Origin of the sequence: Paraburkholderia sp. EG286A, from assembly GCF_040965375.1 — a bacterium.
Lineage (GTDB): Bacteria > Pseudomonadota > Gammaproteobacteria > Burkholderiales > Burkholderiaceae > Paraburkholderia.
The window spans coordinates 512,783-534,140 of record NZ_JBFRCB010000001.1; the positions used below are offsets into that span (position 1 = coordinate 512,783).

Consider the following 21,358-nt stretch of genomic DNA (forward strand, 5'->3'; position numbering starts at 1 on the left):
CGGCCGGCTCAGCGAGTCGCGCGCGCTTCTGCCGTGCCGGTAGCGACAGGGCGCGCCGCGTGCCGGGCGCGCAGGTGGGCGAGCAGGGCACGGCGCACGGGCGCGTCGTAGTAGCGATCGGCGGCCCACGCAAGCAGCACGACGCCCGGCACGAACACCGCGGCGATGACCCGAGACGGATGGCTCAGTGTGTGAATGCGTGACACGAGGTCCTGCACGATGAATCCGAGCGGCACGTGAAGAACATAGATGCCGTAGGAAACGAGGCCGGAAAAGGCGAAAAGCGGCAGCAGGCGCGCCGGCGGCTCCACGCGGGACGCCACCCAGACGATTCCGGGAAGGACCACCAGCGAGAGAAACAAGTCGATCGCGTTTTGATGCGCTGCTGGCCAGGGCATGCAGAGCAGTGCGATCACCAGCACGATGACCGCGATCGCCGCAAGATGTCTGCGCTCGCGCGCGGGGCGGCCGAATCGATAGAGCAGCAAGCCGGCGGGAAAGGCGTAGCCAAGGCGGGCGAAGCCCGAATCGAACGTGTCCCAGGCAACGCCGCCGCCGATGGAGGACGTGCAGGCCAGGTACACGAGACAGAGGCCGGACACGCACATGATAGTGACGAGCGTGCGCGTCGTCAGATCGCGAAAGAACACGCCGTAGGCAATGCTCGCCACCAATTCGAAGAACAGAGACCAGGCCGGAAAGTCGAGCGGGTAAATAAAATTCCAGACCGTCGGCCAGGGATAGAACGTTGGCATGCCGACGTGTGACGGCAGCATCAGCAAGCTTGCCGGCAGCGCCGAAGCGATCTCGCTCCAGTCCGATACGGGCAGACGCAGCCCCATGGCGACGATACCGAGCGTGAGGCCGGCGCAGTAAAGCGGATACAGGCGAACCAGTCGCAGCTGGGTGTATTGACGGCAGCTCAAGGCGCCCGAAGCGAGCTTGCAATCGTAAGCATTCCCAATGACAAAGCCGCTCATGACGAAAAAGAGATCGACCGCCAGATAGCCGTGCCCGATGGCACGCACGTGGCACAACATGGGAAAGTGTACGAAGACGACAAGCAGCGCAGCAGCGCCGCGCAGGCCATCTAGCGTGGCGTATCTCGAACCCGGCTGGGTACCCTGCATGACTCGTTCCCCTTGCGATTTTCTTATCGCTTGTGCTCGCAAGGGTATCTGCCCTGGGGGATGGGGGTGTGTTCGCTATCGAGCATATCCGGCGGAAACCGGGCTCGACGATTTCCGCCGCTGCGGCGCGCGCTGGGGTCAGATATGCATTCGAGCGCGGTTGAACGCGTTGAGCCGCGTTACAGACCGCGCCGAAGCATACGCGTGCGTTACTCGCGCACCTTGAACACGGAAACGAGTTCGGCGAGCGCTGCCGCATGATCGTTGAGCGCGGCGGCGGCGCGCTCGGCGTCGCCCACGAGCACGGCGTTCTGTTGCGTCGCCGCGCCGATCTGCGAAACCGCGATATTGACCTGCTCGATGCCGCCCGACTGCTCGCGCGAGGCCACGCTGATCTCGCCGATGATCGAGCGCACTTCATCCACGCGCGAGACGATGCCGCGCATGGTCGTGCTCGCTTCGCCGGCAATGCGGTAGCCCGTCTCGACTGTCGACGACGATTCGGTGATCAGCGCGGAGATTTCCTTCGCGGCCGCCGCGCTGCGTTGCGCGAGCGCGCGCACTTCGCTCGCGACCACCGCGAAGCCCTTGCCGTGCTCGCCCGCACGCGCCGCTTCCACGGCCGCGTTGAGCGCGAGGATGTTGGTCTGGAACGCGATGCCGTCGATCACGCCCGTGATCTCGGCGATCTTCTGCGATGAGCGGCTGATGTCGTTCATCGTTTCCACGACGCGGCTCACGGCACGCCCGCCGTCGAGCGCGGCTTCGGCTGCGCTCGTCACCACGGTGTTGGCGCGCGTCGCGTGATCGGCGTTCTGCTGCACGGTCGAGGTGAGTTCCTCCATGCTCGCCGCCGTTTCCTCCAGGCTGCTCGCCTGGCTCGCGATGCGCGAAGCGATCTCGCCGCTGCCCTGCGCGATGCGTGAGGTGTCCTCGCTCATCTGCGCCGTGGCGCTGCGCACCTGCGCGACGATCTGCGCGAGGCCCACGCCGATGCCGTCGATGGCGCGCGTGAGGCGGCCGATCTCGTCAGCGCCCGCCGTGCCTTGCGCGTTTGCTGCGTTGCCATGTCCGATGCCGTTGCGGCTGTCGTTGCCGATGCGCACCGTGAGGTCGCCCGCGGCGAGCTGGCCGGCGGCTTGCGCGGCGGCGTCGAGCGGCCGGCTCACGAGGCGGCGCGCCGCGTAGATCGACAGCGCCGCGAACAGCGCGACCAGCACGAGGCCGATGGCCGCGAAGCGGTCGCGCGTGGCGTTCACGTCGGCCATGATCTCGTCGCGCACGGCGACGCCGCCCACGAGCCATTGCCACTGCGGCACGCTCACGAACGAGACGAACTTCGCGCGCGCGTCGCTCTCGCCGCGCGTCGAGTCGGCCGAGGTGTAGTCGAGCGTGCCTTCGCGCGCTTCGAGCATGCGCGACCAGGGGGCGTCGGCGTCGTCATAGTGTTTGCCGACGGCGCTCGGATGGACGAGGAAGGTGCCGCGCGTTGGGCCGTTCGAAGCATCCATCACGAAGTAATAGCCGCTCTCGCCGATCTTGAGCTTGGCGATTTCGCTCTTGAGCGCGTCGATCTGCGCGCCCACATCCACGCCGACGAACAGCGCGCCGATCACGTGGCCGCTCGCGTCGAGAATCGGCTTGTACTGCGTGATGTACTGCTTGCCGAACAACTGGGCGAGGCCGGTAAAGGTGCGGTTGGCCATCACCGGGCCATACGCGGGGCCCTTGCGGTCGAGCAGCGTGCCGATCGCGCGCGAGCCGTCCTGCTTCTTGAGCGAGGTGGTCACGCGTACGAAGTCGTCGCCGCTGCGCGCGAAAACGGTGGCGATTTCGCCGCTGCGCGCGAGAAACTGGTCGGGGATCGTGAAGTCCAGGTTCAGCACGTGGTCGCCGGACTTGAAGACCGGCGTGGCCTTGCCGCCAATGTCGACCGTCTGCGTGGGGTCGAGCGTGAACGTGCCGGGCAGGAAGCTCTCGAAGAGCTGCATGGCGCGGTCGACTTCGGCCTCGAGCGCGCCATTGATGAGCGAGATCGAGGAGGCGACCGTCTGGTCCTTTTCGGCAATGCGCATGCGCACCTGGTGGCCGACCTGTGTCGCCGCCGAATGCGTGATCGCCCACGTGAACGCGGCAAATATGGCTGCGACGAGCACGCACGATAGCAAGGCGAGACGCACGCCGACGCTCGCGCGGCTTGATAAGCGTGAAAGCATGAATTCGGTTCCGGAATAGAGCGGGTAAGAAAGGAACCTGCGCCTTCGAGGCGCTGGCATGACGCATTACGGCGCGCGCGAGCGATCCTTTAGGGGTAGGACTGAAAAACCTTACAGTTACGTAAAGATTACCGATCGGTCATGCCATTTCGGTGTGCAGACTGTGGGATATTTCGGATCCCAAAATAACGTCGGCACAAGGAAAAGGGCGCATGAAGCGCCCTTTCGTTATATTCAACGCGATACGTCGCGCCGTGAATTTCTGCGTTAACGGCGGGCCCGCCACGTTCTGAGCAAGAGCGCGTTGGTCACGACGCTCACGCTGGAAAACGCCATGGCCGCGCCCGCGAGCATGGGGTTGAGCAGGCCGAAGGCGGCGAGCGGAATGCCGATCAGGTTGTAGAAGAACGCCCAGAACAGGTTCTGCTGGATCTTGCGCCAGGTGCGCCGCGAGATATCGATTGCGGCGGCGACGAGCGCGGGGTCGCCGCGCATCAGCGTGATACCGGCCGCGTGCATGGCGACATCGGTGCCCGTGGCCATGGCGATGCCGATGTCGGCGGCGGCGAGCGCCGGCGCGTCGTTGATGCCGTCGCCGGCCATCGCGACGATGCCGCCGCTCCTGATCTTGAGGTCGCGGATCGTGCGCGCCTTGTCGTCGGGCAGCACCTGCGCGTGGACTTCGCCGATGCCGAGCTGCGCGGCCACGGCCGCCGCGCTGCCCGCGTTGTCGCCGGTCACCAGCACGCTGCGGATGCCCATCGCCTCGAGGCTCGCGATGGCGTCGCGCGCCGTGGGCTTCACGGTGTCGCCGAAAGCGAGCAGGGCGAGCACGCCGCCGTGCGGCTCGAATAGCCACGACACCGTATTGCCCGCCTCTTCGAGCGAACGCGCGCGGGCAGCGAGCGCGGGCGGTACGGGGAGCGCCAGTTCGTCGAGCCAGCGGCCGCTGCCGATGGCGAGGCGCCGGCCGTTCACTTCGGCCTCCACGCCGCGCCCGGGCACCGCACGCGCATGAACGGCGACGGCGAGGGCGCCCGGCGCCTGGGCCTGCGCTTCATACGCCTGCACCACGGCCTTCGCGAGCGGATGATCGCTGTGCCGCTGCACGGCGGCGGCGAGCGCGAGCGCCTCGCCGCGCTCGAGGCCCTCGGCCGCTTCGAACGCGGTGAGCGAGGGCTGGCCGAGCGTGAGCGTGCCGGTCTTGTCGAAGGCGACCACGCTCACGTTGTGGGCGGTCTCCAATGCTTCGGCGTCCTTGATGAGTACGCCGTGGCGCGCGGCCACGCCGGTCCCGGCCATGATCGCGGCAGGCGTGGCGAGGCCGAGCGCGCACGGGCAGGCGATCACGAGCACCGCCACGGCGTTGAGGATCGCCGTTTCGGCGCTCGCGCCCGCGAACAGCCAGCCGCCCAGCGTGATGGCGGCGATCACGAGAATCGCGGGGACGAACACGGCGCTCACGCGGTCGACGAGACGCTGGATCGGCGCTTTTTCGGCTTGCGCGCTTTCGACGAGACGAATGATGCGCGCGAGCGTGGTTTCCGCGCCGATAGCCGTCGTGCGCACGGCGATCGCGCCTTCGCCGTTGATCGAGCCGGCCGTGACGGGATCGTCGGGCGCTTTCGGCACCGGCAGGCTTTCGCCCGTGATGAGCGATTCGTCGATGTGGCTGCGCCCTTCGAGCACGACGCCGTCCACAGGCAGGCGCTCGCCGGGGCGCACGACCACCACGGTGCCGACGCGAACCTGAGCGAGCGGAACTTCGCGCTCCTCTGCGTTGGCGCCATTTGCGCCATCGACACGGATGCGCGCGCGATCGGGCCGCAGCGCATTGAGGGCGCGGATCGCGTCGGTGGTCTGGCGCTTCGCGCGCGCTTCGAGCCACTTGCCGAAGCGCACCAGCGTGATGACCACGGCCGAAGCCTCGAAATACAGGTGCGCCATGTCGCCGGGGTGCGCGAGCATCGCATAGACGCTCACGCCGTACGCGGCCGAAGTGCCGAGCGCGACCAGCAGATCCATGTTGCCGGCGCCGGCGCGCACGGCCTTCCACGCGGCGCGGTAGAAGCGCGCGCCGAACACGAACTGCACGACGCTCGCGAGCGCCAGCTGTGCCGCGGCGGGCAGCATCCAGTCGAGGCCGAGCCAGTGGCCGAACATCGGCAGCATGAGCGGGGCCGTGAGCACGGCCGAAATCAGCACGGCGCGCCATTCGCGGCGCGCCTCGTCGCCGGCGGCAGCGCTTTTCGCCGGGGTGGCGGCGTCTTCGTCGGCGGCGAGCGGCGTGGCTTCGTAGCCGGCTTTCTTGACGGCGGCGACGAGCAGGTCCTGCAATTCGCCCGTGAGCGGCGAGCGCGTGTTCACGGTGGCCTGCTCGGTGGCGAGGTTGACGCTCACGCCGGCCACGCCGGGCACGCGCGCGAGCGCCTTCTCGACGCGGTTCGCGCACGACGCGCAAGTCATCCCGCCGATGGCGAGCGTGGCGGCTTCCGTGGCGACAGGCACGGCTTCATAGCCGGCCTTTTCGACGGCGGCGACGAGCGCGGCGGGCGCGACGGCGCCGCTGGCCTCGACGGTGGCCTTTTCCGTGGCGAGGTTGACCGAGGCGCGCGTGACGCCCGGGACCTTTGCAAGCGCTTTCTCGACGCGCATGGCGCACGAGGCGCACGTCATGCCGTGGACTTCGAGTTCGGCCACGGCGGTATCGGTGCGTTCTGCAACGAGGGGTTCATTCATGATGGGGTGCGAGCACTGGCTGTCATCGATGTTACGCAGTATCTACGTTCCCATCATGGGAAGGTCAAGGGGCGCGACACTACGCCCCTTTCGTTTCAGAGGGAAGTCCTGAGCGCAAGCTCTCCGCCTGTAAGGCAATATTCCACGCCACAGTCTTTTCAGGCCCATGCGCGAGCGATACGATACCAACCGGCGGCATTGGCGCCTTGCCGCGCGCAGACTACGGCCCTGGGGGGGCCCGCGCGCGGAGTGGCCAGCCGGTCGACGTCACTTCATGGACCGCCCGCACCGAATACAACCAACAAATGACAACAATACATCGAGCATTCTCTACGTACCGTAGCTGCTCTGCGCTTGCCTGCCTTGCCCTGATTGCCGGATGCGCCTCGGCGCCGGGCGACGTTGCGCCGAAGAGCAACGGCTGGATGAAGGACGAAGTCTCCGACTCCTATGTGTTTGGCTATCCGCTCGTGCTGATGGACGTGGCGCGCGAAGCCGCCACTGGCAGCGGGCCCGGCCAGGCCGCGCCGAACACGCTGCGCCACGCGCAGTCGCTGCCGCCAGTCGGGGCTTCGAGCCCGCCCGAACCCAATCTCGACACGCTGACTTCCAGCGGCTGGCTCGACGTTTCGAGCGAGCCGGTGCTCGTCACGCTGCCCGACACGCATGGCCGCTACATGGACGCACGCGCGCTCGACATGTGGACGAACGTCGTCTGGTCGACAGCCGCCGCGCAGACCGGCGAGCGTGTCAGCGGTCTGAAAGCGCAAACGATTGCATTTGTTCCGGCCGGCTGGAAGGGCACGCTGCCCGCGCGCGTGAAGCGCGTCGACGTGTCGACGCGCTACGTGTGGTTCCTCGCGCGCATCCAGACGCGCGGCGGCGCCGACCTCGCGGCCGTACGGCGGCTGCAGCACGGCCTCCAGGTCACGGCGCTGTCCGGCTGGGACGAGCGCAGCGCGCGCGGCAAGGCCGGCGCACGCGGCGGCCGCGGCAACGAGCCGAGCGGCGCCACGCAGAGCGGCGATCCGGCGGCGCCGGGCACGCCGTCCGCCCAGGTCGCGGCGCTCGACGCGCACGGTTTCTTCGACCGGCTCGCCCTGGCGCTGGAAGACAACCCGCCCACGGCGGACGACGCGCACGCGCTCAAGATTCTCGGCGACATCGGCGTACACCCGGGCGACCCGGCGCAGCTGCCCGCGGGCGCGAAGGACGCCGCGGTCGTCAAGGCCGGTCTCGCCGATGGGCGCACGCGCGCCGCGACGCCGCCGCCCAACCTGCTGGCGGGCAACGGCTGGCTCTGGGTGGGCGACGACGCGGGCAACTACGGCCCCGACTACTCGCTGCGCGCCTACGCGGCGTACACGTCGCCGGGTCTGCCGACGACCCGCGACGAAGTGCGCGCCCGCGTGAGCCAGGACAGCGACGGTCATGCGCTCAACGGCGCGAACCGCTACACGATCCACTTCACGGCGAAGCAGTTGCCGCCGGTGCGCGGCTTCTGGTCGATCACGGCCTATACGACCGACGGCGCGCTCGATGCCGACGCGCCCGTGCGCGTCGCGTTCGGCGACCGCAGCGGCGCACGGCGCAATCGCGACGGCTCGCTCGACGTGCACGTGGGCGCCGAGCGGCCGCGCGGCGGCGCGAACTGGGTGCCGGCGCCGCATGGCGACTTCCGCCTCGTGATGCGTCTCTACGCCGCCAAGCCGCAGGCGACCGATGGCAGCTGGCAGCCGCCCGCCGTCGAGCGGCAGTAATGGCTGAACCGGGCTGAACGAAGCGTTGGCGGGGCGCTGTCCCGTCAACGCTTTTTTTGCGCCGCATAAGCCCGCTCGAGCGCGCCACGCCCGGCTTCTCCACCCGCGTTTTCATGCATCGCGCAACACGCGCGACGGACTCCACGCATTCGCCGGGCCATCGTCTTTGCGCTGTTACTTCTTGTTGCGCAATACCTGCGCCGCGGGCGGCGTTTTCCCGCCGTCCGATCTTCTATCGGACCTATACTTCCGGCTGTCGGCATCCCCGGATTTCCGACATCAGACCCACATCCCGCGGCGGGCCTGTTGCCGCCTCATCCGCAAGCAAGCATGGCAAGCCTCAACAAAGCGTCGCTCAACTCCTCCTTGCAATCGGTGCGCGCGGTCGCGCGTGCGCCCCGCACCCGGCGCATCCTCACGGGCGTCCTCGTCTTTCTGATTGTGTTCGGTCTGGTCGGCTTCTTTGCCGCGCCGCCGATCATTCGCCACGTTGCCGAGCAGCAGTTGAGCAAGCAGCTCGACCGGCCCGTCACGATCGGCCGCATCGCGCTCAATCCGTACACGCTGCGTCTCGAAGCGGACCGCGTGCATATCGGCGAGCGCGGCGGCAATGGCGACTTCTTCGATGTCTCGCGCGCCGTCGTGCAGGCGTCGTGGTCGTCGATCTTTCGCGCGGCGCCCATCGTCGACGAACTGCGGCTCGACTCGCCGCGCGCCACGATCGTGCGGCTCGACGCGCAGCATTTCAACTTCTCGGACCTCATCGAGAAGTTCTCGACGCCCTCGAAACCCAGCAGCAAGCCCACGCAATTTTCGGTTTCAAACATCCGCATCGAGAACGGCCAGATCACCTTCGACGATCGCCTGCTCAACGAAAAGCACGTGATCGACCGCTGGTCGCTCGGCATTCCGTTCATCGCCACGCTGCCTTCCAAGACCGATATCTTCGTTCAGCCGATGCTGCGTGCGCGCATCGACGGGGCGAGCACGCTCGCCATCGACGGCAGGACCAAGCCCTTTTCCGCGACGCGCGAGTCGGAAGTGGAGCTGCGCCTGACTGACCTCGACGTGCCGAAGCTGCTCACCTACGCGCCGACGAAGCTGCCCGTCACGGTGAAGAGCGGCAAGCTCTCGACCAACCTCAAGCTCGATTTCGTGATGTCGGGCGAAAAGCCCACGCTGCGTGTGACGGGCACGACCGACCTGAACGACTTCGACTCGACCGACAACGCCAACGCGCCGTTCTTCGGCGCGCGCAGCCTGCACGTGGCGGCGGCCTCGCTCGAACCGTTCAGCAACGTCTATCGTTTCGATGACATCCATCTCGACGCGCCCACCGTGTGGGTCGCGCGCGACAAGCAAGGCGTGCTGAGCGTCGAGAAGCTGATGGGCGCGCCGGCCGCACACAACGCGCCGGCCGCAAACGAGGCCGCGGGCAAGGCCGCGAGCGCCGCGCCGGCCTCGGGCGCCTCGGCTGCCCAGAGCGCGCAGGCGGCGCCCGAGCAAGCGAAGCCCGCGCCGCTCGATGTCTCGATCCGCCAGCTCGCGCTCACGAACGGCACCGTGCACATTGCTGACGATCTGCCCGCGCGGCCGGTGAACGTCGAACTCACGCAGCTTTCCACCACGCTGACCAACTTCTCGACGACCGCCAAGGCGGGCGCGCCGTTCACGTTTGCGACCAACGCGAACGACGGCGGCACGATCAAGGCGTCGGGCACGGTGAGCCTCGCGGGCAAGAACGCCGACGCCAACATCGCGCTCGAGCGCTTGAGTTTGCCGCGGGCGCAGCCGTATATCGACAACCTGAGCAGCGCGCAGATTCTGGACGGCAGGCTCAATCTCACGTCCACGCTCAAGGCTGACTGGGCGCAGCAGCCTGCCGTCGTGCAGGTCGGCCAGAGCACGCTGGGCCTCGAATCGCTGAAGCTCGCGGCGCGCGGCGCGAAGGCGCCTGCCATCGCGCTCGACCGGGGCACCGTGCAGGTGACCGGCATCGACCTCAACGCGCGCAAGGCGCAGATCGCTTCGGTGGACGTGACCGGCCTCGTCGTGAACGCCGAGCGCCAGAAGGACGGCAAGGTGGACCTGGCGCAACTCGCCTCCACGCAGCAGGCGGTGCCCGAGCGCACGGCGATTCGCGCGGCGCAGAAGTCGGTGCAGGAGGGGCCGGCCTGGCGCTACACGATCGACACTTTCACGCTGAACAACGGCACGATCAACGTCACGGACAGCTCGACGCCGCGCCCGGTGAAGCTCGCCATCACGCCGCTCGACCTGAAGATCCAGCAGATCAGCGACGACCTGCGGCACCCGCTGCCGATCGACCTGAAGGCGACCGTCAACCGTAAGGGCACACTCGCGCTGAGCGGCAAGATCAACCCGACGCCGCTCACGGCGCAGTTGAAGATCGACGCGAACCGGCTCGACGCCGCCGCGTTCGAGCCTTACTTCGGCAATCAGCTCAATGCGGTGGTTGCGAGCGCGCTGCTCAACATGAACGGGCAGCTAACGGTTGAGCAGGGCAAGGCGCTCAAGGCGAACTATCGCGGCGACGCGGCGCTCGTGGACGTGCGTATGCTCGACAAGGCCACGTCGGGCCCATTCGCGGGCTGGCGCTCGCTCGCGCTCACGAACCTGAAGGCGAACTACGACGACGCGCGCGGCACCGACGTGGACGCGAGCCGCGTGACCTTCGCCGGCTTCTATGGCCGCGTGCTGCTCGACGCGCAAGGCAAGCTCAATCTCAAGGACGTGGTTGCGCATCAAACCGGCGCGGCGCAGTCGCTCACGCAGGACGCGAGCGGCAAGCCAGGCGCGCGCGAGCCGGTGCCGCTCACGCCGCAGGCGGCGAGCGCGCCGGTGCAGACGGCTTCCGCACCGGCGCCGGCTTCCGCGCCGGCAACCGTCGTGGCCGCGCAGCCGCCGAAGAACCCGGTGCGCCTGCACTTCGGCGAACTCGTGCTGCAGGACGGCCGCGTGAACTACACCGACAACTTCATCAAGCCGAACTACACCGCCGATCTCGTGCAGATCCACGGCACGGTCGGCGCGTTCGGCACGCAGTCGACCACGCCCGCGCCCGTGGATGTCTCCGCGAAGCTCGCGGCGAACGGTCCGCTCTCGATCAAGGGCACGGTGAACCCGCTCATCGAGAAGCCGTCGCTCGACCTCACGGCGAGCGCGCACGATATCGAGCTCACGAACCTCACGCCGTATTCGGCGAAGTACGCGGGCTATCCGATCACGAAGGGCAAGCTCAACGTCGATCTGCATTACCAGCTCGCGAACGACGAACTCACGGCGAACAACCATATCTTCATCGACCAGCTCACGTTCGGCGATCACATCGACAACGATACGGCCACCAAGCTGCCTGTGCGGCTCGCGATCTCGCTGCTCAAGAACCGCAAGGGCGAGATCGACGTGAACATTCCGGTGTCGGGCTCGCTCTCGAACCCCGAGTTCAGTCTGGGCGGCCTGATCTGGAAGGCGGTGCTCAACCTCATCGCGAAGGCGGTGACCGCGCCGTTCACGCTGCTCGCCAACGCGTTCGGAGGCGGCGGCGAAGACCTGGGCTATGTCGAATTCGCGGCCGGCACGGCAACGCTGACCGAGGCCGACCAGAAGAAGCTCGACACGATCGTCAAGGCGCTCGACGACAAGCCTTCGATCAAGATCGATCTGATCGGCCGCGTCGATCCGGCCGTGGACACGCCCGCGCTGCGCGAGCGGTACGTGGATCGCCTCGTGCGGCTTCAGAAGGTGAAAGACACGGTGGGCAACGGTGAGAGCGTGGATACCTCGCAAGTCAAGGTGGACGACAAGGAGTACGAGAAGTACCTCACCAAGGTCTACAAGGATGCGGACTTCAAGAAGCCGCACAACATGATCGGCTTCACGAAGACGCTGCCCGTGGACGACATGAAGCAGGCGCTGGCCGACCACGCACCCGTTGACGACGCCACCTTGCGCAACCTCGCTCAGGACCGCGCGCAGGCGGTGCAGCAGTACTTCGAAGGCAAGGTCGATCCGAGCCGCGTGTTCATCGTGGCGCCGAAGCTCGACGCCAAGGGCATCGACGACAAGGGCGCGACGACGCGGGTGGATTTCGGGCTCAAATAAGCGGTGGTTTTCTGATTCGATGCAGCGGCGCGTTTCGGTCTAACCGGCGCGCCGCAGCTTTTTCGGGTTCGCAAACGCGTGCTCCTCGATGACCTGCGCGAGCGTCGCAAAGGCCGGCGCGATTTCCTCGTGAGGCACACACGCGTAACCCGTTAGCAATCCTTTGCGGTCCTGGCGCACGCTGTAGTAGGCCGCAAGCGGGCGCACGATCACGCCCGCGTCGTAGGCGGCCGCTGCGATGGCGCGATCGTCGGCATGGTCGGGCAGGCCGAGCACGAAGTGCAGGCCCGCTTCGTCGCCCATGACCGGCAGCGCATCGCCAAAGTGGCGCGTCACTGCGTCGATCAGCAGCTGGCGCCGCTCGCCATAGAGCGTGCGCATGCGGCGCACGTGCGAAGTGAGATAGCCATCCATGATGAATTCGGCGAGCACGGCCTGCTGCATGAGCTGGCCTTCGCGATACAGTTCCGCCACGCCCGTGCGGAACGTGGCGGCGAGCCGCTCGGGCACGACCATGTAGCCGATGCGCAGGCCCGGAAACAGCAGCTTGCCGAGGCTGCCCACGTAGATCACGCGGTCCGATTCGTCGAGACCCTGCAGCGAGGCGAGCGGCCGGCTGCCGTAGCGGAACTCGCTGTCGTAGTCGTCCTCGATGATCCACACCTTGTGCTGGCGCGCGTATTCGAGCAGCGTGCGGCGGCGCGCGAGGCTCATCACCATGCCGAGCGGGTATTGATGCGACGGCGTGACGAGCGCGATGCGCGGCGGGTCGCGCAGGTCCTGCTCACGCGGATTGAGCCCTTCGTCGTCGACGGGAATCGGTGCGAGCTTCAATCCCGATGACTGCAACACACTGCGCGCGCCCCAGTAGCACGGTTCTTCGACCCACGCCGTGTCGCCGTGGTCGGCGAGCAGCCTCACGGCGAGATCGATGGATTGGTGAATACCCGTAGTGATGATGATCTGGTCCGGCGTGCAGCGCACCGAGCGTGCCACGCGCAGGTAGTCCGAAAGCGCGCGCCGCAGCGGACGGTAGCCGCCGCCGGGCGCGTAGGTAAGCAAACCATGATTGGCCGACTTCCACAGCCGGGCCTGCAGGCGGCTCCACGTGCGCGCCGGAAACTCGGCCACGTCGGGCACGCCCGGCATGAAGGCGCCCCACTGCCTGGCGGACACGCCCGCCTCGTCGATGAGCCGTTGGCCGCGCATCGACATGTCGCCGCGCGGGGAGGCGCCGCTCGCGTCGTCCTCGTCCTCGTCGGCGGGGTCGCCCGCCGGCGAGGGCTTGCTCGTGGGCGTACTGACGGCGGCCGAGTCGGGGCGCGTGTCGGCGACATACGTGCCGCTGCCCGTGGTCGAAATCACGTAGCCTTCCGCGCTCAACTGGTCGTAGACGTGCAGCACGGTGTTGCGGGCCACGCCGAGGTCGACCGCGAGGATGCGCGAACTGGGCAGCTTGGTGCCGGGCGCGAGCCGCCCCGTCAGGATGGCCTGCTGCATGAGCTGTAATAGCTGACGATACGCGGGTTCGGCGCTCTCCTTGTCGAGTTGCGCCGCGAGCCATTCGGACAGGATGACCATGGCCAAGTGGTTCCATCAGGAATAATGAAATGGCTCCATTGAATAGAGCCGGGACCATCTATAGTAATTCGCACGTCAGTTCCGGTTAATGCCCGCGACAGGATTTATTTAATCGCGTCAGATGGGGCGGGCGGACCGGGAAAAGAGCAAGCAAAGGAGACAGGGCGAATGAAGACCTCGGATGTGATCGTCAGCTTTCGCGGCGTACGCAAGACCTACGACGGCGAAACGCTGGTCGTCAAACAACTTGACCTTGATATCTATCAAGGTGAGTTTCTGACGCTGCTCGGGCCGTCCGGCTCGGGCAAGACCACCTGCCTGATGATGCTCGCCGGCTTCGAGTTTCCCACCGGCGGCGAAATCCGCCTCGAAGGCAAGCTGCTCAACAACGTGCCGCCGCACAAACGCGACATCGGCATGGTGTTCCAGAACTACGCGCTCTTTCCGCATCTCACGGTCGAGCAGAATGTCGCTTACCCGCTCGGCGTGCGCAAGGTGCCCACTGCCGAGCGCGCCCAGCGCGTGAACGACGCGCTCAAGATGGTGCGCATGGAAGGCTTCGCGAAGCGCTATCCCGCGCAGCTCTCGGGCGGCCAGCAGCAGCGCATCGCGCTCGCCCGCGCGCTCGTGTTCCAGCCCAAGCTCGTGCTCATGGACGAGCCGCTCGGCGCGCTCGACAAGCAGTTGCGCGAACATATGCAGTACGAACTGAAGTCGCTGCACGAAAAGCTCGGCGTCACGTTCGTCTATGTCACGCACGATCAGGGCGAGGCGCTCACGATGTCGGACCGCGTCGCCGTGTTCGACAAGGGCATCGTGCAGCAGCTCGACAGCGTGGACCGGCTCTACGAGTCGCCGTGCAACGAGTTCGTCGCGAACTTCATCGGCGACAGCAACCGGCTGCGCGGCACCATTGCCGCCGTGGATGGCGAGTACTGCGAAATGCATCTCGCCGACGGCACGCGCCTCAAGGGCCGCAATGTGGCGGGTGCGCAGGCAGGCGCCTCAGCCATCGCCTGCATTCGCCCCGAGCGCATGAAGCTCGCGAACGGTTCGAAGGGCAACGGTGCGAACGCGCTGGCGGGCGAAGCGCGCGGCCTGATCTATTTCGGCGACCACGTGCGCATGCGCTGTGGCCTGCCCCAGCAGGACGAGTGCTTCGTGAAGGTGCCGCTCGGCACCGAGGCGCTCGACGGCTTCGCGCCCGGCCAGCCGGTCGCACTTGAATTCGCGCCTGAGCATTTGCGCGTGTTCGCTTGAGGCGTGCGGGCGCGGCGCGCAATCTCGCGCGCCGTTGCCTCGCGAAGCAGGCGTCTCGACGATCGGGCCACGTTTCTCGCATCGAAGGGCCCGGCAAGACAAACCACCAAGGAGAAGGGACTCAACCATGAAGCAGATCGGCAACATGCGCGTTGCAGCGGTCGCGGCCGCGCTCGCACTCTCGTTCGGCGTGGCGAATGCCGCGGAGCTGACCGTCGTGAACTTTGGCGGCGCCAATGGCAATGCGCAGAAGGCGGCGTTCAACGAGCCGTTCCAGTCGCAGACGGGCAACAAGATCACCGCTGTCGAGTACAACGGCGAGCAGGCCAAGGTGAAGGCCATGGTCGATGCGAAGCACGTGGACTGGGACGTGGTGGAAGTCGAGACCGGCGACATCGCGCGGGGCTGCGATGAAGGCCTCTACGAGAAGCTCGACTGGGCCAAGCTCGGCAACAAGGGCGATTTCATGAAGGCGGCACAGCAGCCCTGCGGCGCAGGCTTCTTCGTGTGGTCCACGGCGCTTGCCTATAACGCCGACAAGCTCAAGACCGCGCCCACGAACTGGGCCGACTTCTGGGACGTGAAGAAATTCCCGGGCAAGCGCGGTATGCGCAAGGGCGCACGGTACAACATGGAATTCGCCCTGATGGCCGACGGCGTGGCGCCGCAGGACGTCTACAAGGTGCTCTCGACGAAGGCCGGTCAGGACCGCGCTTTCAAGAAGCTCGATGAACTGAAGCCGAACATCCAGTGGTGGGAAGCCGGCGCGCAGCCGCCGCAGTTCCTGGTCGCGGGCGACGTGGTGATGTCCACGGCGTACAACGGCCGTATCGACGCCGCGCAGCGCGAAGGCAAGAACCTCAAGGTAGTGTGGACCGGCAGCATCTACGACCTCGACTACTGGGCGATCCCGAAGGGCGCGCCGAACAAGGCGCTGGCCGAGCAGTACATCGCCTACACGCTTTCGCCGAAACCGCAGCAGGAGTACGCCCAGCACATCGCGTATGGCCCGGTGAACGCGAACGCGATCAAGGCGCTCGATGCGAAGACGCTCGCCAACCTGCCGAATTCGCCGGCCAACGGCAAGGACGCCATCCAGGAGAACCTCACGTTCTGGACCGACCACGGCGACGAACTGGAGCAGCGTTTCTCCTCGTGGGCCGCGAAGTAAGGGTGGGTTAGACGCTCCGGCGTGCGAGCGCCGGAGCGTTTTGTAGCATGGCAGGGGGAGACCAGGTGTGACTACGATGACGACCGTGACCAACGTTGCCGGCGCGGCACGCGAGGAGACCGCGCGGCTGAAGCGCGAACTGCGCGTGGCGCAAGCGAAGAAGCGCACGATGGCGCTCATGCTGATCGCGCCGCTGGCGATCTTTCTGCTGCTGATTTTCGTGGTGCCGATCGCGGCGCTGCTCACGCGCGCGGTGCAGAACCCCGAAGTGGCGACAGCGCTGCCGCATACCATCACGGCGCTGCGCGGCTGGGACCGCAAGAGCGCGCCGCCCGACGCGGCTTACGCTGCGCTTGCGCAGGACCTCACCGTCGTAAAGGAAGGTGATGCGATGGGCGCACTGGCGCGGCGCCTGAACGTCGAAATCGCGGGCTTCCGCTCGCTGGTCGCGAAGACCGCGCGCGCCATGCCGCTCGCCGACGACGACGGCAAGCCGCTCACGCTGACGCCCGCGCAAACGCGCGCCAGGATCGTCGAGCTCGACGACCGCTGGGGCGACGTGACCTACTGGCAAGCCATTGCGAAGAACAGCTCGCGCATCTCGCCGTTCTATCTGCTCGCCTCGCTCGATCATCGTCAGGATGCGTTCGGCCGCATCGTGGCCGCCGATCCCGAGCAGCAGATCTATCTCGACGTGTTCGCGCGCACCTTCGTCATCAGCGTGTTCGTGACGGTGTTCGCGCTGCTGCTCGGCTACCCGCTCGCTTACTGGATCTCGACGCTCTCCGAGCGCCGCGCGAATCTCGTGATGATCCTCGTGCTGATTCCGTTCTGGACGTCGATCCTCGTGCGCGTGGCGGCGTGGATCGTGATCTTGCAGGGCGAGGGCCTCGTCAACAAGGCGCTGATGGGCTCGGGCCTCATCTCGCATCCGCTCGCGCTGCTGTTCAACCGCGTGGGTGTCTATATCTCGATGACGCACATCCTGCTGCCGTTCATGGTGCTGCCGCTGTACAGCGTGATGAAGTCGATTCCGCCCACTTACCAGCGCGCGGCCGTGTCGCTCGGCAGCCATCCGTTCGCGGCCTTCTGGCGCGTGTACGTGCCGCAGACGTACCCCGGCGTGGGCGCGGGCGTGCTGCTCGTGTTCATCCTCTCGATCGGCTATTACATCACGCCGGCGCTGCTCGGCGGCCCGGGCGACCAGATGGTCAGCTACTACGTGGCGTACTTCACCAACGTGTCGATCAACTGGGGCATGGCCTGTGCGCTCGGCGCGCTGCTGCTGGTGGCGACCACGTTGCTCTATTTCGTCTACGGGCGCTTCACGCGCACGCAACTGAGCCTTGGCTGAGGGAGGCGCGATCATGAAATTTGCCAAGCCGCTGTTTGCGCCGCATACGTCGGCCGTCGAACGCGTGTGGTACTTCGCGCTGCGCGCGCTCGTCGTGCTCACGCTGCTGTATCTGATCCTGCCCGTGCTCGCGATCGTGCCGCTGTCGTTTTCGTCGAGCACGTTCCTTGTGTATCCGATTCCGGGCTGGTCGCTGCGCTGGTACGAGAACCTCGTGATGTCCGACGAATGGCGCATGGCCGCGAAAAACAGCTTCATCGTTGGCCCCGCCGCCACGGTCGTGGCGACCGTACTCGGCACGCTCGCTGCCATTGGCATCACCAAGGCCGATTTTCGCGGCAAGGCGGTGCTCATGGCGGTCCTCATTTCGCCGATGATCGTGCCCGTGGTGGTGGTGGGCGTGGGCATGTACCTGTTCTTCGCGCCGCTCGGCCTCGCCAATACGTATCTCGGCCTGATTCTCGCGCACGCGTCGCTGGGCGTGCCGTTCGTCGTGACCACGGTGGCAGCCACGCTGCAGGGCTTCAACCATAATCTCGTGCGTGCGAGTCTTTCGCTCGGGGCGAATCCGGTCACGACGTTCTTCCGCATCACGCTGCCCGTCATCGCGCCGGGCGTGATCTCGGGCGCGCTGTTCGCGTTCGCCACGTCGTTCGACGAAGTCGTCGTGACGCTGTTCCTCGCGGGCGCCGACCAGACCACCTTGCCGCGCCAGATGTTCACGGGCATCCGCGAGAACATCAGCCCGACGATCGCCGCGCTCGCCACGATCCTGATCGTGTTCTCCACGTGTCTGCTGCTCGCGCTCGAATGGCTGCGCGGCAGGAACGCGGCGCGTGCGGTGAAGGCGTGAGGGTGTGAGCTGTCGATGCAAAAAAAGGCAGCGCCGCGGCGCTGCCTTTTTGCTTTTGCGCGTTACGCCTGCAGCAGCGCCGGCACGCGCCGCTTGACCCACTGCGTGGCCTGATCGTACGCGTGGGCGAGTTGCAGCACGGAGAGATCCGCGTGCGGCTTGCCGATCACCTGCAGCCCCATCGGCAGGCCTTGCGCACTGAAGCCCGCCGGCACGCCGATGACGGGCAGCCCCGCGAGACTGCCGCCGATCACGACTTCCATCCAGCGGTGATAGGTATCCATCGTGCGGCCCGCGATCGACTTCGGCCAGTGCTCGTTCGCGTCGAACGGGAAGAGTTGGGCGCTGGGCAGCACGAGGTAGTCGTAACGCTCGAACAGTGCGAGCAGCGCGTTGTACCACTGGCTGCGCGTGACCGAGGCGTTCCACACGTCTTCGCCCGAGAGTTTCAGGCCGCCTTCCACTTCCCATTGGGCTTCCGGCTTGAGCAGCGCGCGCTTTTCCGGGTCGCGATAGAGCGCGCCGAGCGTGCCCGCGCAAGAGAAATGGCGCAGCGTGAGCCACGTTTGCCACACGCGCTCCATGGCGAAGTCGGGGCGCGCGGCTTCGACCTTGCAGCCGATGGATTCGAAGTCCTTGAGCGCCGTTTCGCAGAGTGCGAGCACGCCGTCTTCCATGGGCAGATAGCCGTCGTAATCGCCTAGCCAACCGATGCGCGCGCAACTAAAGTCGCGCTCGAGCGGACCCGCGAACTGCGCGGGATCTTCGGCAATGGACAGCGGCGCACGCGCGTCGTAGCCCGCCTGGGTGGCAAGCAGCATCGCGAGGTCGGGGACAGTGCGGGCCATCGGTCCCGCATAGCCGAGCTGGTGGAAGAACAGTTCGTGCGCAGGCACGGAGGGCACGCGGCCTTGCGACGGACGGAAACCAAACACGTTGTTCCAGCCCGCGGGATTGCGCAGCGACCCCATCATGTCGCTGCCGTCCGCCACGGGCAGCATGCGCAGTGCGAGCGCCACGGCCGTGCCGCCGCTGCTGCCGCCCGCGCTGCGCGTGGGGTCGTAAGCGTTGAGCGTGGCGCCGAAGACCGTGTTGTAGGTGTTCGAGCCGAGGCCGAATTCCGGCGTGTTCGTCTTGCCGATGAAAATCGCGCCCTGTGCGCGCATGCGCGCGGCCATCAGGGAATCTGCCGCGGGCACTTCGTTGCGGAACAGCGGCGAGCCTTGTGTGTACGGGATGCCGGCCGTGGCCGTGAGATCCTTCGGCGCTTGCGGCATGCCGTGCATCCAGCCAAGGTACTCGCCTCGCGCGATCTGGGCGTCGCGAACGTCCGCCTCGGCGAGCAGCGTGGCGCGCTCGCGCAGCGAGACGATTGCGTTGGCCGGCGTATTCACGCGCTCGGTATGGTCGAGAAACGCCGTCATCACTTCGCGGCAGGACACCTTGCGCAGGCGTATCCATTCCGAAAGCGCAAGGGCGTCGGCCGTGACGAGATCGTTGGGGGACAGTCTTGCGCGGGATAGCGATGCCTGGTTCATACGTGTCTCTCGTTTGCGGATGGAGCAGGGGAGGGTCATTGTCGCGCAGGCGCGGCGCAAGCGAAAGGAAACGAATGGTTGCCGCCGCGGGTTGATGGTTGCCGCGTGGGGCGGCCAGGTTACCGGACGGCCGCGGCGGGCGCCGATGGGTCGTTGCCTTGCGCTGGCGGTGCGGCGCCTGGGAGCGGGGCGCCGCCGAGGGCTTGATAGAGTGCCGCGGTGTCGGTTAGGCGGTCCGCATGAGCGCGCGAGCGGTCGAGCATGGTCTGGAGTGCCTGGCGTTGCGCATCGATCAGCGAAAACTCGCTCACGCCGCCTGCGTTGTAGCGCGTTTGTGCGATCGCCGCGTTGGCCTGCGCCTCGCGAGCGGCGTCGTCGCGCGCCTGCAGCTCGGTCGCATCGTTCTGGAGCGCCTGGAGCGAGTCGGCGACCTGCTGCAGCGCCTGCAGGACCGTCTGTCGATAGTCGGCGAAGGCGGCCTCATAGGCGGCTTCTGACGCGCGTTTCTTCGCGCGCAATTCGCCGCCATGAAACAGCGGCTGCGTGAGGCCGAGTCCCACGTTCCAGATGTTCAGCCCGCTGATGACGTCCTCGATACGCGTGCGCTCCGAGCCAATACTCGCCGACAGCGAGATCTGCGGATAGAGATTCGCCGTCGCCACGCCCACGTTGGCGCCGGCCTGGTGCAGCAGCGCCTCGGCGGCGCGTATGTCGGGACGTTCGCGGGCCAGTGTGGAAGGCACCGTGAGCGAAACCGTATCGGGCAGATGCAGTGTATCGAGAGAAAGGGCGTCGAGCGGCGCGGCGAACTGCGCTGGCGCAACGCCCAGCAGGGTGGCAAGCTGATGCTCCGCAGCCGCGCGCTGCGTTTCGAGCGGCGGCAGCGAGGCGCGCGTCTGCGCGAGCAGGGTGCGCTGGCTACGCAGGTCGATCTGCGCCACACCGCCGGCCGCGTAGCGCGCCTGCATGATCGCGAGCTGGCGCGCCTGCGTCTGCGCGAGTTGCGTGGTGAGGTCGATCTGGCGTTGCAGCGACGCGCGGCGGATGGCGGTGGACACCACGTTGGCGGCCACCGAGAGTCGCGCGGCCTCCATTTCGTATGCCTGATAATCGACCTGTGCGAGCGTGGATTCCAGCGCACGACGGTTCGCGCCGAACAGGTCGAATACGTACGAGACGCTGACCGAAGCGTTGTAAAGCGTAAACGGCGGCGGGTTCGGCACTTGCGTGATGCCGAAAGCGGCGAGATCGACCTTCTGGCGCGTACCGGAGAGTTTCAGATCGACGGCGGGATAGTTCGTCGCGCCTGCCTGCGCGTTGTAGTTTTCGCGCGCTTCCACGAGTTTCGCGCGCGCCGAGTCGAGCGTGGGGCTCGCGCGCAAGGCCTGATCGACGAGTTCGTTCAACTGCGCGCTGCCAAATTGCGTCCACCAATCGTTTGGAGCGTGTTCCGCAGCCGTGAAGGTCTGCGCGCCGCCGCCGGGGCCGGTGGCGCTGGCGGTGGAAGCCGGCACGGGCTCGCGCGTCCAGCCCGTGGCATCGGGTGCGGCGGGCGGGTGGAAATCGGGGCCCAGGGTGCAGCCCGCGAGCATGAGCACAAGCAGGAAGGCAAAGGCGGCGTCGCGCGTCAT

The 21,358-nt window shown here is 66.9% G+C and carries 12 protein-coding genes; 6 read left to right on the plus strand and 6 right to left on the minus strand.

Going from position 1 to position 21,358, the window contains the following annotated elements:
* Positions 1 to 8 precede the first annotated feature (8 nt).
* From AB4Y35_RS02375 to AB4Y35_RS02385, 3 genes are all read right to left on the minus strand, one after another.
* Positions 9 to 1,130: an acyltransferase family protein gene (locus tag AB4Y35_RS02375; RefSeq protein WP_368703185.1), complete on the minus strand. Its 1,122-nt coding sequence runs from the start codon at positions 1,128 to 1,130 to the stop codon at positions 9 to 11.
* A gap of 209 nt (positions 1,131 to 1,339) precedes the next feature.
* Complete coding sequence (locus AB4Y35_RS02380) at positions 1,340 to 3,346, minus strand: Cache 3/Cache 2 fusion domain-containing protein (protein ID WP_368703186.1); 2,007 nt, start codon at positions 3,344 to 3,346, stop codon at positions 1,340 to 1,342.
* Positions 3,347 to 3,613: 267 nt separating this feature from the next.
* Positions 3,614 to 6,085 carry a heavy metal translocating P-type ATPase gene (locus AB4Y35_RS02385; protein WP_368703187.1) on the minus strand — a complete coding sequence of 824 codons (2,472 nt, stop codon included), beginning with the start codon at positions 6,083 to 6,085 and terminating at the stop codon, positions 3,614 to 3,616.
* Between the two features lie 305 nt (positions 6,086 to 6,390).
* On the opposite strand from AB4Y35_RS02385, the gene AB4Y35_RS02390 reads away from it, so the two are divergent.
* On the plus strand, positions 6,391 to 7,845 hold the full coding sequence (locus AB4Y35_RS02390; RefSeq protein ID WP_368703188.1) for a DUF1254 domain-containing protein: 1,455 nt from the start codon (positions 6,391 to 6,393) through the stop codon (positions 7,843 to 7,845).
* A gap of 330 nt (positions 7,846 to 8,175) precedes the next feature.
* Positions 8,176 to 11,970: a DUF748 domain-containing protein gene (locus AB4Y35_RS02395; RefSeq protein WP_368703189.1), complete on the plus strand. Its 3,795-nt coding sequence runs from the start codon at positions 8,176 to 8,178 to the stop codon at positions 11,968 to 11,970.
* 39 nt (positions 11,971 to 12,009) lie between these two features.
* Here AB4Y35_RS02395 and AB4Y35_RS02400 read toward each other — a convergent pair whose 3' ends face one another.
* Positions 12,010 to 13,557: a PLP-dependent aminotransferase family protein gene (locus tag AB4Y35_RS02400; protein WP_368703190.1), complete on the minus strand. Its 1,548-nt coding sequence runs from the start codon at positions 13,555 to 13,557 to the stop codon at positions 12,010 to 12,012.
* 162 nt (positions 13,558 to 13,719) lie between these two features.
* Here AB4Y35_RS02400 and AB4Y35_RS02405 point away from each other — a divergent pair, with 162 nt between their 5' ends.
* The 4 genes from AB4Y35_RS02405 (at position 13,720) to AB4Y35_RS02420 (ending at position 18,189) form a co-directional block, all read left to right on the plus strand.
* The gene (locus AB4Y35_RS02405; RefSeq protein WP_368703191.1) at positions 13,720 to 14,811 is read left to right on the plus strand and encodes an ABC transporter ATP-binding protein; all 1,092 of its coding nucleotides are present in this window, start codon (positions 13,720 to 13,722) and stop codon (positions 14,809 to 14,811) included.
* A 145-nt stretch (positions 14,812 to 14,956) separates the two neighbouring features.
* Positions 14,957 to 15,982 (plus strand): ABC transporter substrate-binding protein, encoded by a 1,026-nt coding sequence (locus AB4Y35_RS02410; RefSeq protein ID WP_368689343.1) that lies wholly within the window; start codon positions 14,957 to 14,959, stop codon positions 15,980 to 15,982.
* Positions 15,983 to 16,058: 76 nt separating this feature from the next.
* Complete coding sequence (locus AB4Y35_RS02415; protein ID WP_368689344.1) at positions 16,059 to 17,336, plus strand: ABC transporter permease; 1,278 nt, start codon at positions 16,059 to 16,061, stop codon at positions 17,334 to 17,336.
* 13 nt (positions 17,337 to 17,349) lie between these two features.
* Positions 17,350 to 18,189, plus strand: coding sequence for an ABC transporter permease (locus tag AB4Y35_RS02420; protein WP_368689259.1), 840 nt, complete (start codon positions 17,350 to 17,352; stop codon positions 18,187 to 18,189).
* Between the two features lie 62 nt (positions 18,190 to 18,251).
* Here AB4Y35_RS02420 and AB4Y35_RS02425 read toward each other — a convergent pair whose 3' ends face one another.
* Together AB4Y35_RS02425 and AB4Y35_RS02430 are read right to left on the minus strand one after the other, a co-directional pair.
* The gene (locus AB4Y35_RS02425) at positions 18,252 to 19,727 is read right to left on the minus strand and encodes an amidase (protein WP_368703192.1); all 1,476 of its coding nucleotides are present in this window, start codon (positions 19,725 to 19,727) and stop codon (positions 18,252 to 18,254) included.
* A gap of 119 nt (positions 19,728 to 19,846) precedes the next feature.
* Positions 19,847 to 21,358 (minus strand): efflux transporter outer membrane subunit, encoded by a 1,512-nt coding sequence (locus AB4Y35_RS02430; protein ID WP_368703193.1) that lies wholly within the window; start codon positions 21,356 to 21,358, stop codon positions 19,847 to 19,849.

Bases quoted from the DNA above. Each gene is read 5' to 3' on its own strand.
- AB4Y35_RS02375 (WP_368703185.1), bottom strand. From the start codon at position 1,130: ATGCAGGGTACCCAGCCGGGTTCGAGATACGCCACGCTAGATGGCCTG.
- AB4Y35_RS02380 (WP_368703186.1), bottom strand. From the start codon at position 3,346: ATGCTTTCACGCTTATCAAGCCGCGCGAGCGTCGGCGTGCGTCTCGCC.
- AB4Y35_RS02385 (WP_368703187.1), bottom strand. From the start codon at position 6,085: ATGAATGAACCCCTCGTTGCAGAACGCACCGATACCGCCGTGGCCGAA.
- AB4Y35_RS02390 (WP_368703188.1), top strand. From the start codon at position 6,391: ATGACAACAATACATCGAGCATTCTCTACGTACCGTAGCTGCTCTGCG.
- AB4Y35_RS02395 (WP_368703189.1), top strand. From the start codon at position 8,176: ATGGCAAGCCTCAACAAAGCGTCGCTCAACTCCTCCTTGCAATCGGTG.
- AB4Y35_RS02405 (WP_368703191.1), top strand. From the start codon at position 13,720: ATGAAGACCTCGGATGTGATCGTCAGCTTTCGCGGCGTACGCAAGACC.
- AB4Y35_RS02410 (WP_368689343.1), top strand. From the start codon at position 14,957: ATGCGCGTTGCAGCGGTCGCGGCCGCGCTCGCACTCTCGTTCGGCGTG.
- AB4Y35_RS02415 (WP_368689344.1), top strand. From the start codon at position 16,059: ATGACGACCGTGACCAACGTTGCCGGCGCGGCACGCGAGGAGACCGCG.
- AB4Y35_RS02420 (WP_368689259.1), top strand. From the start codon at position 17,350: ATGAAATTTGCCAAGCCGCTGTTTGCGCCGCATACGTCGGCCGTCGAA.
- AB4Y35_RS02425 (WP_368703192.1), bottom strand. From the start codon at position 19,727: ATGAACCAGGCATCGCTATCCCGCGCAAGACTGTCCCCCAACGATCTC.
- AB4Y35_RS02430 (WP_368703193.1), bottom strand. From the start codon at position 21,358: ATGACGCGCGACGCCGCCTTTGCCTTCCTGCTTGTGCTCATGCTCGCG.